14 protein-coding genes are annotated in these 14,659 nt (G+C 39.7%); 7 read left to right on the plus strand and 7 right to left on the minus strand.

Going from position 1 to position 14,659, the window contains the following annotated elements:
- Window positions 1-45 precede the first annotated feature (45 nt).
- The 4 genes from MTT29_RS02870 to abc-f all read right to left on the minus strand — a co-directional run bounded on the left by MTT29_RS02870 (window position 46) and on the right by abc-f (window position 5,446).
- Complete coding sequence (locus tag MTT29_RS02870; RefSeq protein ID WP_429799703.1) at window positions 46-1,491, minus strand: DKNYY domain-containing protein; 1,446 nt, start codon at window positions 1,489-1,491, stop codon at window positions 46-48.
- Window positions 1,488-3,002, minus strand: a complete 1,515-nt coding sequence (locus tag MTT29_RS02875; protein ID WP_429799704.1) for a DKNYY domain-containing protein — start codon at window positions 3,000-3,002, stop codon at window positions 1,488-1,490. The genes MTT29_RS02870 and MTT29_RS02875 overlap by 4 nt, the downstream gene beginning before the upstream one ends.
- A 181-nt stretch (window positions 3,003-3,183) precedes the next feature.
- Entirely contained in the window at window positions 3,184-3,513 is a 330-nt protein-coding gene (locus tag MTT29_RS02880; protein ID WP_180996248.1) for a hypothetical protein, read from the minus strand.
- A gap of 1 nt (window position 3,514) precedes the next feature.
- On the minus strand, window positions 3,515-5,446 hold the full coding sequence (gene abc-f / locus MTT29_RS02885; protein WP_103599599.1) for a ribosomal protection-like ABC-F family protein: 1,932 nt from the start codon (window positions 5,444-5,446) through the stop codon (window positions 3,515-3,517).
- Window positions 5,447-5,542: 96 nt separating this feature from the next.
- On the opposite strand from abc-f, the gene MTT29_RS02890 reads away from it, so the two are divergent.
- From MTT29_RS02890 to MTT29_RS02900, 3 genes are all read left to right on the plus strand, one after another.
- Entirely contained in the window at window positions 5,543-6,862 is a 1,320-nt protein-coding gene (locus tag MTT29_RS02890; RefSeq protein ID WP_429799705.1) for an MATE family efflux transporter, read from the plus strand.
- The gene (locus tag MTT29_RS02895) at window positions 6,838-7,497 is read left to right on the plus strand and encodes a M48 family metallopeptidase (protein ID WP_429799706.1); all 660 of its coding nucleotides are present in this window, start codon (window positions 6,838-6,840) and stop codon (window positions 7,495-7,497) included. The genes MTT29_RS02890 and MTT29_RS02895 overlap by 25 nt, the downstream gene beginning before the upstream one ends.
- Window positions 7,498-7,570: 73 nt before the next feature.
- Window positions 7,571-8,056 (plus strand): tetratricopeptide repeat protein, encoded by a 486-nt coding sequence (locus MTT29_RS02900; RefSeq protein ID WP_103573912.1) that lies wholly within the window; start codon window positions 7,571-7,573, stop codon window positions 8,054-8,056.
- Window positions 8,057-8,154: 98 nt separating this feature from the next.
- Here the strand turns inward: MTT29_RS02900 and MTT29_RS02905 are convergent, their stop codons facing one another.
- Both MTT29_RS02905 and MTT29_RS02910 read right to left on the minus strand, forming a co-directional pair.
- Entirely contained in the window at window positions 8,155-10,221 is a 2,067-nt protein-coding gene (locus tag MTT29_RS02905; protein ID WP_429799707.1) for a TRAP transporter permease, read from the minus strand.
- Window positions 10,222-10,310: 89 nt separating this feature from the next.
- Window positions 10,311-11,252, minus strand: coding sequence for a TAXI family TRAP transporter solute-binding subunit (locus tag MTT29_RS02910; RefSeq protein WP_103647990.1), 942 nt, complete (start codon window positions 11,250-11,252; stop codon window positions 10,311-10,313).
- 599 nt (window positions 11,253-11,851) lie between these two features.
- Here MTT29_RS02910 and MTT29_RS02915 point away from each other — a divergent pair.
- From MTT29_RS02915 to MTT29_RS02930, 4 genes are all read left to right on the plus strand, one after another.
- On the plus strand, window positions 11,852-12,151 hold the full coding sequence (locus MTT29_RS02915; protein ID WP_429799708.1) for a DUF883 family protein: 300 nt from the start codon (window positions 11,852-11,854) through the stop codon (window positions 12,149-12,151).
- Window positions 12,152-12,409: 258 nt separating this feature from the next.
- Window positions 12,410-12,646 carry a hypothetical protein gene (locus tag MTT29_RS02920; RefSeq protein ID WP_429799709.1) on the plus strand — a complete coding sequence of 79 codons (237 nt, stop codon included), beginning with the start codon at window positions 12,410-12,412 and terminating at the stop codon, window positions 12,644-12,646.
- 183 nt (window positions 12,647-12,829) lie between these two features.
- On the plus strand, window positions 12,830-12,985 hold the full coding sequence (locus MTT29_RS02925) for a hypothetical protein (RefSeq protein ID WP_181001440.1): 156 nt from the start codon (window positions 12,830-12,832) through the stop codon (window positions 12,983-12,985).
- Window positions 12,986-13,147: 162 nt separating this feature from the next.
- Entirely contained in the window at window positions 13,148-13,759 is a 612-nt protein-coding gene (locus tag MTT29_RS02930; RefSeq protein WP_429800448.1) for a phosphate ABC transporter ATP-binding protein, read from the plus strand.
- Between the two features lie 26 nt (window positions 13,760-13,785).
- Here the strand turns inward: MTT29_RS02930 and MTT29_RS02935 are convergent, their stop codons facing one another.
- Window positions 13,786-14,658 carry a carbon-nitrogen hydrolase gene (locus MTT29_RS02935; protein WP_103567192.1) on the minus strand — a complete coding sequence of 291 codons (873 nt, stop codon included), beginning with the start codon at window positions 14,656-14,658 and terminating at the stop codon, window positions 13,786-13,788.
- Window position 14,659: the final 1 nt, after the last annotated feature.

Below are 14,659 nucleotides of genomic sequence, written 5' to 3' on the forward strand. Positions count from 1 at the left end.
TATGAAATTTTAAGCTCTAGCCACCAAAAATAGCCACTTCGAAATTTATCTCAAGTCTCTTTCATCTCTCTTTGGTTTTGCAAGAGTTGTTAGCACTATGACGACAAAAGCGATGCCAAATGTGATATACAAAATGATCTTTGGCGAGTCATACTCTATCCTCGATCTTGCGACCTCTTCGCCGCTTGCCTCCACTAGCTCGCCGCGCTTTATCATCTCGCTGATATCTTTTGCGCTAAGCTCTTTAGATGCTCTTGTTAAAATTTCTATGACGCCAAGGTCGACCACCTCATAAACGCTATGCTTTATGCCATAAAATGGCTTTATCTTGCTAAAAAAATAGACCTTATCGCCATTTGCATAAACTGCGCCATACTCGCCATCTTTTACCAGCCCTATCTCACGCCAAGAGGAGCTTGGGGCAAATTTATATAAAGAGACTGTTTGCGCCTCTAAGTGCCTGCCATGCTTTGAGCGCCGCCACTCTTCGCCTTGCTGTAAAAAATACGCCGAGCTCTCATCTACAAAAACGTCAGCATAGAGCCTTTTTAGCTCGCCTTTTAGCTGGTAGTCTGAAATTTTAGCTTGCTCGTTTTTCGTGCTATCCCAAAAGTAAATTCCATCTTTGCTGGCAAAAAGAGGCCAAAAGGAGTGCACGTTATCCACGCTATAAATGGCGCTATAAGGCATATTTTGGGCGCTAAATTTACGCTCATTTGCAAACACCGCCCCACTTTTTGGCTCAAAAAGATATTCTATATCATGCTTAGCATCGTAGCATATCTGGCGCACCTCATCTGAGTAGCTTGCATCAAGCTTATAAAAGCCTAAAAATAGGCTCTTGCCGTCTGTGTAATATCCGCTAGCAGCGCCGCTTTCTGCTGTGATGTATCTTAGCTCACTAGGCTGCGCGTCAAGCTTTTCGCCCTTGTAGTAAAGCGTAGCTCCGTCTCTTGCAAAGCCAGCGTCAAAGATAGGCTCTAAATTTGTGCTTTCAACCCTTTTTGTCCTGTAAAAATAAGGGCTATCATCGTAGCTTTTTATAAAAACGTGAACAAGGTTTTTCATAATGGCGCCAAATTCGCTAAATCCCGCCTCTTTCTCGCTTCTAGTGGCGCAATAATAGCTTATCTTGCCATCACTTATATAGCCATTGCCAAGCACTTTGGCGCTGTTTGGATCAAGACCAGGCAAAATTTCTCTAGCGCAATAGACATGATTTTTATCAGCCGCTACGTTTGAATAATCATACGCGTGTTTTAGCTTTAAGACCCTAAAACTAGCCTCATCGACGCCTTTTAGCTCATACTTGCCACTGCCTGAAATTTGAACATAAATTTTACCCTCAGGCGAGCGGTAAAACTCGCTACTATCAATGTTTGCAAAGCTTCTTTGATACTCTCCCTCACGCCACAGATAAAGCATAGCCAAAACAAAAAATAGCGTCAAAATGACAAAAAGATAAAGTATCTTAGTCGCAATTTTTCTCATAATCTATAATCATCTACCCTTTTTTTAAGCTCGCTTTTTTGCGTTTTATTTTTAAAAATAGCGCCAACCACCGAGGCCACAAATGCAATGGCAAGAAATATCCAGTAGGCATATTTTTGCGAGTAATCATCAAAGTCGCTTATCGCATCGATCACCACCTCGCCCTCAGCTGGCGTCATAGCGCCTTGATCTACCATTTTTACTATCTCATCTAGTTTTAAATTCTTAACATTTGGACCATAAGGACGAGTGAGAATTTCAACCACGCCAAGGTCGTTTATATCATAAACACTGCTGTTAAAACGCCAGCCGTAGCCGACGTTATCAAAATAATATGTCTTATCGCCGTTTGCATAAACCGCTCCGTAGCCATCGTTTCTTACAAGCCCTATCTTTCGCCACTGCTCTTTTGTATCAAGTCTTACGATAGACGTGTGGCGTGAGCTTAGGCTGTGATCATTTTTCGTGTTATGCCAAATTTCATAGGTTTTTAGAAAATATGTCTTGCCATCACTTATCACCACGTCGCCATATAACGGCGTTATCTCGCCTTTAAAAGGATCGTCTCCGTCTCTTACAAACTCGCCCTCATCTATGCTGTTATACCACTGCCACTTTCGCTCCCAGTGATAGATACCGCCTTTGCCACGAAAGAGCGCATGATAAGAGTGCTCATCTTTTAGGTTAAAAAGTGGCTCGTATGGGGCAAATTTTGGGTCAAATTCGTGATCGTTTGCATAGACCATGCCAGAATTTGGCTCATAAAGATAGTGAATGCGCCATATCTCGCCGATATCACGCATTTGCGGGCTAAATTTGATCCTTAGTTTTGTGCTGTCATAATAGACATTTTCTCCGTCAGTCGTAAAATGCATGCTCTTTCTGCCAGATGCCTGCTCGATGTAGCGCATTTTGCTGGCATTTGCGCCCTCTAGCTCTTTGCCCTCATGATAGACCTTTACTCCGTCGCTTGCATAGCCAAAGCCCAAGATCGCTGCTAAATTTACGTTATCAACCTGTCTAAATTTATAGATATGAGTTTGCGCTTTTGGGGTGTTAAACATTTTATGTGAGAAGATATCCCAAAACTCTTTAAGTGCGGATATTTCGAGGTTCGTCTCGCTTTCGCTATCACAAAAATATGTGATCTTGCCGTCACCAAAGTAGCCATTGCCAAGCGCTCTAACGCCATTTGGATCAAGCCCACTCATCACGAGGTTACCGCAATATACCGCCTTATCGCTAGCGCCAACATTTCTGTTGTCGTATTTGCCGGTGTCAATGTATCTAAATTTACTGGCTTTCACGCCTATTAACTCAAATTTACCGCCACTTGGCACCAAGGCATAGACCTTGTCATCTTTGACGTAAAAAAAGCTATTATTTAGCTCTTTACTATCGCCAATGTCGTCATCTAAAACAGAAACTAACCCAAAGATAAAAAAGTAGGTAGCAAAAAATATCACAACAATGGCGATTATTACTGAGATTAGCGGATGTTTTTTTAGCATTTTAGCCTCGTTTCAAATAAATTTAGCGACCTTATCATGGCGCAAAAACCTTTCATAAATTTAAATTTCAAAGTTCTATCCAAATATAAAATATCTAAAAATCAAAAACTTAAGATAAGCAAATTTACCCATCAAAAACAAAAAACAAGCAGCTACTAATGTAATAATAAGCCTAATAATATTAAATTCCAACGTAACCCCATAATAAATAAAAACTGACGCAATAAAGCAAAAAATAAAAACAACCAATCATGAAGATCAAATTTGTAATCCTTGCAAAAAGTCCCGACTCTTCGCTGCTTTTTGCGATTAGCCTAATAGTCTCTATCTTATTTAAAAATCCAACCTTTTTATATTTTATCTGGACTAGATCACCTACTTCATATTTATATATTTTAGGTGAAAATGTCTCACTAAATCTCATCTTATCAACGATAATGCTAAGGCTTACAACAGAATTTTGTCTAACAACTCTCGTATTTAGCGCGCTTATCCTACCGATCTTTTTCAAGCTACTCTAGCTCCTCGGCGATCTCTAAAACTTCAAAATACTCATTTTCTAGGTTTTCAAGCTCGGCTTTTGTGCTTTCTAGCTCTTCATAAAGCTTAGTTAGTCCTACTTCTTGATAAATTTTTGGATCACTAAGCCCCTCGTTTAGCTCGGCTACCCTTGCTTCAAGGGCTGAAATTTTATCTGGATATGTGTTTAAAATTTGCGTTTGCTTGTAGCTTAGTTTTGCGCCAGATTTACTCTTTTGCTTGGCTTCATTTTGGCTATTTGCTAGCTCTTTTTCAAATTTATCAAGCTCTTTCATCTCATCTTCAAGCTCCAAATAGACGCTATACTCTTCATGCAAGACATTTATCTTTGTGCCCTCAAACGCCCAGAGCTTATTTGCCATCTTATCGACAAAATATCTATCGTGGCTAACTAGCAAGATAGCCCCTTCAAAGCTTTGCAAGTAGTCTTCTAAGATGTTGATAGTTGCAATATCAAGATCGTTTGTCGGCTCGTCAAGCACCAGCACGTCGTAAGTTTTGGTAAAAAGCATCGCAAGCGCGACGCGGTTTTTCTCGCCGCCACTTAAAACGCCTATCTTTTTATCTAGAAATTCCTTTGGAAAGAGGAAATTTTTAAGATAGCCATAAACATGCATATTTCGCCCACGAACTAGCACGTGATCGCCGCCATTTGGGCAAAATGTCTCTATGAGGCTCTTGTCATCATCAAGGACATTTCTAGCTTGATCAAAGTAGCCGATGCTCACCTCGCCTCTTTTTATCTCGCCACTACTTGGTTTTTCAAGGCCTAGCAAAATTTTAAGCAAAGTGCTCTTTCCGCTGCCGTTTCGTCCGACTATGGCGATCCTCTCGCCCTGCAAGACTCTTGCGTCAAATTTTTCAAAAAGCACCTTACCGTCTATGCTTTTACCTAAATTTTTAAACTCAAAGAGCATTTTTTTGCGGTTTTGGCTCTGAACTTGGTTGAAATTTTTACTTGCACGCTCAAGCTCTAGCCTCACTCGCCTTATCACGCCTGGATTTTTTTTAGCCTCTTCGCGCATGGCGAGCACCCGCTCTTTTCTGCCCTCGTTTCGCTTTAGCCTAGCTTTTACGCCGCGCCTTAGCCACTCCTCTTCGGCCTTTAGTTGTTTTAGCAGTGTCTCATGCGACTTTGCAAGACTTGCTAAAATTTCCTCTTTTTTGGTTAGATAGTTTGCATATCCGCCCTCGAAATTTTTTAAGCTTGCATCCTCGACCTCAACGCACCTAGTTGCTAGCGAGTCTATAAAGTATCTATCGTGGCTTATAAAAACTATGCTTTGATTTGAGCTTTTAAGCATATCTTCAAGAAATTTGACCATATAGACATCAAGGTGGTTTGTAGGCTCATCAAGCAGCAGCACATCTGGCTTTTTAAGGATGAGCGCACCCAGTGCCACGCGCCTGATCTCACCGCCACTTAGCGAGCAAATGGGCCTGTTTTCATACTCTTTTAGCTTAAATTCTTGCAAAATTCGCTCGATCTTGTGCTCGATATTCCAGCCATCCTTTGCCTCTATAAATTTCAAAAGCCTCTCTTGCTCTTTTAAAATTTCCTTGTTTTCTGGGTCATTTGCTAGCAAAACTCCACTCTTTTCATACTCGCTTATCGCGTCAAATATCTCTTTTAGCTCGTTATTTAGCGCATCTCTTACGCTAAAAGTGGCGTTAAAATTTGGATTTTGCGCTAGCATCTCGACGCTTATTAGGTTTTGCACTATCCGTCTGCCGCTATCTGCTGCCACCTCACCAGAGATGATCTTCATAAGCGTGCTCTTGCCGCTACCGTTTTTGCCGATGATCGCTATCTTTTCATTTTCATTTACGCTAAGACTTACGCTGTTTAAAATTTCATTTGCGCCAAATTTTTTACTTACGTCTATTAGGTCGATTAATGCCATTTTTCTCTCAAATTTTAAATTTTTTGGATTATATCAAAAGGGAGCTAAAACCTAATTTGGCTATAATCGCCCCAAAATTTAAAAATGGAGAAATTTATGAATCTTTCTATGAAAAAACTGGTCGTCCCTATATTTTTAGATATGTTTTTGCACTTTATAACGCTCATCATAAACACCTACATGGTGACAAAAGTGAGTGTGCATCTAGTTGGCGCCATGGGTGCTGGCAATCAAGTGATGGATCTTTTTATGACCATTTTTAACTTTTTAAGCATGGGCTGCTCAGTCGTCGTCGCACAAGCACTTGGAGCAAAGCAAAACGAGCTAGCTTCAAGCGTCATACACGCAAGCATCACGTCAAATACGGTCTTTGGTATCTTCTCAGCCATCATCATCTACGTCTTTGGCTACAACATCTTAAATTTACTAAATGTGCCAAATGATCTCATAAACGATAGCTTCTCATACCTGCACATACTTGGCTTTGCCTTGCTATTTGATGGCATAGGCATGGTGCTAGCTGCGGTGCTTCGCGTCTATAATCTAGCAACCGCTGTGATGCTAACTTCAGTTTTGATGAACATTATCACCATTTTTGGCAATGCCATCGCCCTTTTTGGCTGGTTTGATCTACCAAATTTAGGCTTGCAAGGTGTTGCTATCTCGACATTTGTGGGTAGGCTTATTGGCGTTTTTGTCCTACTTTACATGCTCATACGCGTGGCAAAAGTTAAAATTTATCTTAGCAAACTACTTGTCGTACCGTTTGGAATTTTAAAGAAAATACTCTCAGTTGGTCTGCCAAGTGCTGGCGAAAATTTACTCTGGATGGCGCAATACATGGTCGCATTTGGCTTTATCGCGAGCATGGGCGAGGCAACTCTTAGCGTGCAAACGATCTACTTTCAAATCACTCTTCTCATCTTGCTTTGTGGCGCAAGTATCAGCGTGGCAAACGAGGTCATCGTGGGACATTTGGTTGGAGCAAGCGAGTTTAACGAGGCTTACACCAGAACCTTTAAAGCCTTGTGGCTTGGAATTTCTATCACGCTCATCGTCGTTTTGATCGCCTACGCCTTAAAGTATAAGATCATGGACACACTAAATTTAGATGAGAACTTGCGCAAGATAATGCTACCACTCTTTACGCTCTCGATCGTGCTAGAGGCTGGCAGAACCTTTAACATCGTCATCGTAAATGCCCTTCGCGCAAGCGGCGACGCGAAATTCCCACTTGCGACTGGGCTTATCTTTATGTGGGGGCTTTCGCTGCCGCTTGGATATTTCTTAGGCATACACCTTGGCTGGGGCATTGTTGGCGTTTGGATAGGATTTTGCGCTGATGAGTGGCTAAGAGGCCTTGCAAATACTTGGCGCTGGAGAAGCAAAAAGTGGCAAGAAAAACGCCTAGTTTAAGGCAAAAGAGCCTAAATTTAGACTTTTATGGTTTAAGCGTTTTAGTAAATTTTAAAGCAAATGTAAAAGCTATGCGATTAAGAGTTGGCAAGGATGCTAAGATCACGCTTTCTATGCCATTTTACAGCACGCAAAAGATGGCTCTTAGCTTTCTTGAGACGCACAGAATTTGGCTTGAAAACTCATATAAAAAAGCTCTTTTAAATTTGCCAAAAGATGATGAGATGAAATTTCTTGGGCAAATTTATAAGATCAAATTTGATGAGAGCGTAAATGTGCCATTTTTTGAAGATAAATTTATCATAACGCCAAATTTAAAGGCACTTGAACGCTTTAAAAAAGTAAGAGCAAAAGAGCTATTTTTAGAGCTTGCAAGCTACTATCAGCCTCATATCAACAAGCCAGTTAGTCGCATCGTCATAAGAGATAGCAAAACTCGCTGGGGCAGCTGCAACCACAAAAAAGGCTATATAAACTTAAGCCTAAGGCTTATAGAAAAGCCGCTCTCAGCCGTGCGATACGTCGTGCTTCACGAGCTTACTCACCTGCTCTATCCGCATCATCAAAGCAGCTTTTATAAATTTATAGAAACCATCATGCCTGATTACAAAGAGCAAGAGCAAATTTTAAAATAATAATTATTTTTCATCAAGTAAGTGTAAATTTAATATGTTAAAATTGCACATTACTTTACAAAAGGAAAATTTAATGAAAAAAATGATTTTTATCTCGCTTCTTGCAGCTTGCGCTCTAGCAGGCGACTTTGAAGATGGTTTGAAAGCTTATGCTGACTCAAATTTCACTGAGGCTTTGTCTAAATTTGAAGCAGGTTGCGCGGCAAATGACGCAAGATCATGTGCAAAAGCAGGTGCGATCTACCAGCTTGGAAAAACTGACGTGCCAGACAGTAACAAAGCGTTAGAGTTTTACAACAAAGCTTGCCAAGGTGGCGAAAAAGAGGGTTGCTCAGCAGCTGGTGGAATTTATCTAGATAACGATCCACAAAAGGCAAGAGAGCTTTTTAACAAAGCCTGCGAGCAAAATGACGGCTACTCTTGCGGAATGATAGGCTCGATACTAATAGAAGCTAAGAAATTTAAAGAGGCTTACACCTTCTTAGAAAAAGGCTGCAAACTAAGTGATAAGATGTCTTGCGAGTTTGCAGGTGATCTAAAACGCTCAAAACAACTTTGATCTTTAGAGTTTTAAAGCCTAAATTCTCACTTTTTGCAAAATCAATAGAAATTTATAAATAAATTTAAAAGTTTAGGCAAGAGAGCTCTTGCCTAATGTTAAATCGCTCTTATTTGATCAAGCGGTTTATCTTTTATGCCCCACTGAGTCATAAAGACAAAGCCATAAAGAGCAGCTGCTACGATGTAGGCTGTGTATTCGTTTGGCATTAGACCAAATTTCACGCAGATGTTTGGCACAAGTGCTAGAGGCACGACTGGGATAAGTAGCGCCCTCTCCCAAATCCTAAGCTTTGTGACGTAATATCCTTGAAGCAAGCTTGAAAAGGCAAACATACCCACGATCGCCATGCCAAAGACAAGTAAAATTTCAAGTGGATTGCTCATCCAGACTATCCCTTTTGAATCAAGCGGATCGCTCGTGTTTATGCTATCAATTAGCATAAGTTTGTTGTTAAAGAAAAAGGCAAATGGCAAGATCGCTGTTCTTAGATCGTAAAAAAATCCTTGAACGCCAACGGTTATTGGATTTGCTTTAGCGATGCCCGCTGCTGCGTAGGCTGCGATGCCAACTGGCGGCGTGTCATCGGCTAAAATTCCAAAGTAAAATACAAAAAGATGCACGGCGATAGCAGGGATCAAAAAGCCATTTTTATGCGCCAAAAACAAGATAACTGGCGCAACAAGGCTTGAGACGACGATATAGTTTGCTGTCGTTGGAAGGCCCATGCCAAGGATAAGCGACATAAGAGCTGTTAAAACTAGGATCATCATGATGTTATCGCCTGCTAAAAGCTCGACTAGATCAGAGAGTACCTGACCAAGGCCAGTTAGAGAGATAGAGCCCACGATGATGCCAGCAAGCGCTGTTGCGATGGCTATTGTGGTCATGCTCTTTGCAGCTGCGACCATCGCCCAAAATATATCTTCAAAGCCAAGTAACACGTCGCTTAGCCCTACTTTTTCGCCTGAAGCTAGCTTTTTAGTTGGCTCTTGAAAGATCATTATCAAAAATAAAAATCCAATCGCATTAAACGCTGCGGCTATGGCTGACTCTTTTGCGATTAAAAGCGTATAGAGCAAGATCAAAATAGGCGTTATATAATGAAGGCCACTTACAAAAATTTTAAATCTTGAGTGAAATTCGCTCTGATTTATGCCTTTTAGTCCAAGCTTGACGCTCTCTAGATGCACGATAAAAAATAGTGACAAATAACAAGCAAATGCTGGGATAACCGCTGCCATCATAACATTTGTATATGTCATACCCAAAAACTCAGCGATGATAAAAGCAGCCGCACCCATGATAGGTGGCATGAGCTGTCCATTTACACCAGCAGCGACCTCGATAGCACCAGCTTTTGTGCGTGAAAGACCAGCTTTTTTCATAAGCGGTATGGTAAATGTACCAACAGTTACGACGTTTGCTGTTGAGCTACCTGAAACCATGCCTGTTAGGCCACTTGCGATGACTGAAGCCTTAGCTGGGCCGCCTCTATATTTGCCAAGAAGTGAGAAGGCTAAATTTATAAAGTATTGTCCAGCACCTGCTCGCTCTAACAATGAGCCAAAAAGAACAAAAAGATAGATAAAACTAACGCTAACGCCGATAGGCACGCCAAAGATGCCCTCGGTTGTCAAAAACATGTGTCCTGCGATCTTTTCAAAACTAGCGCCTTGGTGAGCGATGATGTCTGGCATATAAGGACCAAAGTGATCATATATCAAAAATAATATACAAATGATAGGAAGCGCTGGTCCCATGACACGCCTGCCGGCTTCAAGCAAAACAATGATCGCTAAAAACGATATGACGATATCTTGAGTGATATAATCCCCTGTCCTATCAGCTAGCTCGTAAAAATAAACCGCTGGATAAAGCACGGCAACAACGCCTACCACGCAAAAAACTAGGTCGTAAAACGGCAAACTTGAGTGAGCCTTTTTATGAAAAGTGACTGGATAGAGCAAAAATACAAGCCCAACCGCAAAGGCTAGGTGCACTGAGCGTGAGATGTTAGTATTTAGCGGGAAATACGCTATATAAAGCTGAAAAACTGACCAAGAGAAACACGCAAATGCGATGAAATAGTTGTAAATATTGCTATTTATCTCTCTTGTCTTTACTTCGACAAATTGTTCTTCGTTGTCTTTGACTTCGTTCATCTTTCTCCTTTAAAATTTAAATATATAAATTTAGAAGAAATTTGCATATTTAAATTTTATCCAGAGGCAAAAGCCCCTGGAAATTTGAGTTATTTTAAGATACCAGCCTCTTTAAATGCAGCCTCTGCAGCTGGGTGAAGCGGAGCTGAAAGACCTTGAACAAGATCCTCTTTTTTAACTGATTTTAGTGCTGGGTGAAGAGTTTTATACTCATCAAAGTTATCCAAAATAGCTTTTATCACAGCTTTTACAGCCTCATCTTTTGTATCTTTGCTAGTTACTAAAACAGCTTTTACGCCGATAGTATTTACATCGTGATCGACGCCGTCATAAGAGCCTTTTGGGATCACGCCTTTTGCAAAGTATGGTTTTTCTTTAAGAAGGTTGTCGATCTCACTGCCTTCGATGTTTAAGATATCGATTGGTAAAGATGTTGCAGCATCAGTGATGTTTGCAGTTGGGTGACCAACGACAAAGCTATATCCATCTATCTTTTTATCTTTTAGTGCGTGTGGGCATTCGCCAACTGTTAAAACGCCGCGGTATCCTAGTTTTGAAACGTCAAAGCCTTTTGCTTTAAAGACCTCAAGTGTGCTAACTTCGTTGCCGCTGCCTGGGTTTCCGACGTTGTATTTTTTACCTGCAAAAGACTGGATATCACTTGTTAGACCGCTATCTTTTGCTACAACAAATGCAAGAAGCTCAGGATAGATAGCTACTACTGAGCGTAAATTTTCATCTTTTGCTCCGTCAAATTTGCCAGTGCCGTTATATTTATCATAGACGACGTCGCTTTGAACAAAGCCAAAAGTAAGCTCTTTTTTAAGGACGTTATTTACGTTATAAACTGAGCCGCCAGTTGATTGAACAGAGCATTTTACATCGGTGTTTTTGTTTGCCAAGCGGCAGATCGCTCCACCTATCGGATAGTAAGTACCTGTCATGCCGCCAGTGCCGATACTGATAAATTCTTTTGCTGAGAGAGTTGTTGCTAAAAGCAAGCCAGCAAGTGCCAAAGAAGTAGTTTTCATCTAAAATCCTTTCAAAAAATTTAAGGCTATTTTATTCTATAAATTTAGCTTTGTATCTTTTTGATATGATATTTTTATGCCATTTTGGTAAAGTTGCAACTATTCTACACAATCAAGGCTTAAAAAAATATTTTCTTAAGAATAAATTTATATTTCTTTATAGGGCGATTTGATTTTAATAAAGCCAGAGCCCAAATATTATTTTTATAGCATGTACGATAATAATTTATTTAGTAAACTCAAATTGAGTTTACTGTAAGGTCTTGGCAGACGGCCAATATTTTTATTCTCATAATAGAATAAAAATATAAAAGCTCAGACAAATCATTATCTCTAAAAACTAGCTTTTACAGATAAAATATCTAAATTTTGCATAGTAATTTAATAAAATATATTAAAAATAATTAAAGGTATAACACTAAGAATTTTGAAAGGATATCGGAATACCTTATGGTGACTTTTAGTTATTAACGGTACATAGAATAGCATCATACCATCAATGAGATTCTTTGAATTGCTAAATTTATTAACGATTAAGTAACATCATATATAATGATACGAGAACTTCAGCTCAAAATAATATTAATAAAGGAGTGCTAATGGCTACTCAAGAGGTAAATTTAGAGTCTTTAAAAAAAGACTTAGATTCTTTGAAAGCAGATTTTAAAGATGTTATAAAATCTATCAAAGATATGGGTACAGAGCGTGCGGAATCCGCTAAAGATAAAATTTTAGACCAACTAAATAGTGATGAGATCAAAAAATACATAGATGATCTAAAATCAAAAGGCAAAGACAGCATAGAAAACGTAAACGACGCAATAAAAGAAGATCCAATTAAAAGCATTGCTATTGCTGCGGGGGTTGGATTTTTAGCTGCCTGGTTATTAAAAAAATAATGGCGGGCATATCTGAATTTATAGTATCCGTTGTTGAGCTTATAGATGCTCAAGCTGACGATATTAGGTGTTCTTTTTTAAAGAGCGCCAATTCAGTTGTACTCAATATAATTGTGAGTGTGATTTGCACCATAGGCTTAGTATTCTTTTTACTAGGGTTGCACACGCTCCTTGAAAAAACTATTGGGGAAATTTGGGCGTATTTTGCCTGCTCTGCTGTGGCTTTTTTATCTTCAATTATCATATACAAGGTATTCCGTGCAAAGTGATATAACAAAAGAAAAGCTAAGAATAGTAGTATCGATGCTAGAGAACAAAAACACAGATAAAAAAAAGCTAAAACTCGAAGAGGCTAAGCTAAATTTATTACTAAATGATCCATTACCAAACTTTTCAACAGAACTCAGCCTAATCAATCGAGGCAATATTAAGCAGGCCTTGATATCCATAATAGATAAAAATTTTATAATACCTATCTTAAGCAAATTTCTATAAAAACTAATTTTTATACTCTTTTCTTACGTCAGGTAAAAAAATTAATAAATTTTTGAATATAATTGAAATATAATTTCAAGAGATGACCGTGCTGATAAAAGCGAAGATCTTGAAAACCCATTCAAGGCATAAAAGATTGCCGATTCAGTCCAAGCGCCATCTCTTAAAAACAAAGGAGTAAATATGCGTTGTTTTTTAACACTGTTGTGTGCTGCCTTTTTTATGGTCGGCTGTTCTAATACTTGGCATGGTGCCAAAGAAGATACTGGCAATGCAGTCGAGTGGTCAAAAGACAAAGTTAACAAAGGTGCTACCTACGTTAAAGACAAAACAGAATAATTTTTGTTTTTAATTTAAACGTAGATATTAATTCATTATCCAATGGGTTAAACTTCAATAGTTCGACCCATATAACTTTTCCTATTATATTTTATCTTTCTTTTATAGAATCATATTTATAGTTTTTCTTTAAAAGCCAAAAATTTACAACAAGAGAATGAAATTTTAAAAGATCTAAATTTAAACATCGCCCAAAACGAGATCATCTGCCTAATGGGTAGCTCAGGATGTGGCAAATCAACATTTCTTTCAGCGCTAAATGGCTTTTTGGAGCAAAAAGGCGGCAGATATAGCGGAGAAATTTTATTTAAAGGCCAAAATATCAAAGATAAGGGCGAAATTTGGCTAAGAAGAAAGCTAGCCATACTCTTTCAAGACGCCACGCTCTTTCCCTTTAGCGTAGAAAGAAATTTGACCTATGCGATGGAATTTTACGAGGGCAGCATAAAAGACAAGCAAAAAAGAGTAGAGGAGCTACTTAAAAGCGTAAATTTACTAGATGAGATAAATGACCTTGATATGCCAGCTAGCAAACTCTCAGGCGGTCAAAAGCAAAGACTTTGCATCGCAAGAATGCTAACTACAAAGCCTGAAGTACTTATGCTTGACGAGCCTTGCTCATCGCTTGATATGAAAAATGTCTTGATCGTAGAGGAGCTTTTAAAAAGCTTGTCGCAAAGATATACGATCATCATAACCACGCACAACGAAGAGCAGGCAAAAAGGCTTGGCGGCAGGATAGTCCGCATAGTGGATAAGAAATTTACATTTTAAAAGAGCTAGAAATTCTAGCTCTAAATTTAGTCGATAAATCTTTTTGTGATATTTGCGTAGGCATCGATCCTGCGGTCTCTTAAAAATGGCCAAATTCTGCGCACTTCTTCGCTTCTTTTCATATCTATCTCAACGATCTTACAAAGCTCATCTGTGCTATTTGCGCGGAAAAGCTGCTCCCCTTGTGGCCCGAAAACAAAGCTATTTCCCCAAAACTTGATCCCATCCATAACGCCGCTATCATCTTTTTCAAAGCCCACGCGATTTACTGCAACAACTGGCAGGCCGTTTGCCACGCTGTGACCTCTTTGCACTGCCACCCACGCTTCAAGCTGTCTTGACTTTTCATCGTCGCTATCGCCCTCAAACCAGCCAATAGCCGTTGGATAGATGAGAATTTTCGCCCCTTTTAGCGCCATTAGCCTTGCTGCTTCTGGATACCACTGATCCCAGCAAACCAAAACGCCAAGCTTACCAAGGCTAGTCTCAACTGGCTCAAAGCCAATGTCGCCAGGCGTGAAGTAAAATTTCTCGTAAAATCCAGGATCATCAGGGATGTGCATTTTTCGGTATTTGCCAGCCACGCTGCCGTCACGCTCGAAGACAAAGGCGGTGTTGTGATAAAGTCCGTCAGCCCTCTTTTCAAAGAGCGAAGTGACCAAAACTACGCCATTTTCTTTTGCTACCCTGCCCCAAAAAGCGACATCCTCTTGCCAATCATTTGCATGATCAAAGAAATTTGTATCCTCGCTTTGGCAAAAGTACTGCGTCTGGTGCAGCTCTTGACAGACGACTAGATCGGCACCGCCTTTTTTTGCCTCGGCGATTAGTTCAAGCGTCTTTGCGATAGTCGCCTCTTTTGTACCTTTAAATTCTTGTTGAAGTAGTGCTACTTTCATC

The organism is Campylobacter concisus (assembly GCF_050447485.1).
Lineage (GTDB): Bacteria > Campylobacterota > Campylobacteria > Campylobacterales > Campylobacteraceae > Campylobacter_A > Campylobacter_A concisus_BQ.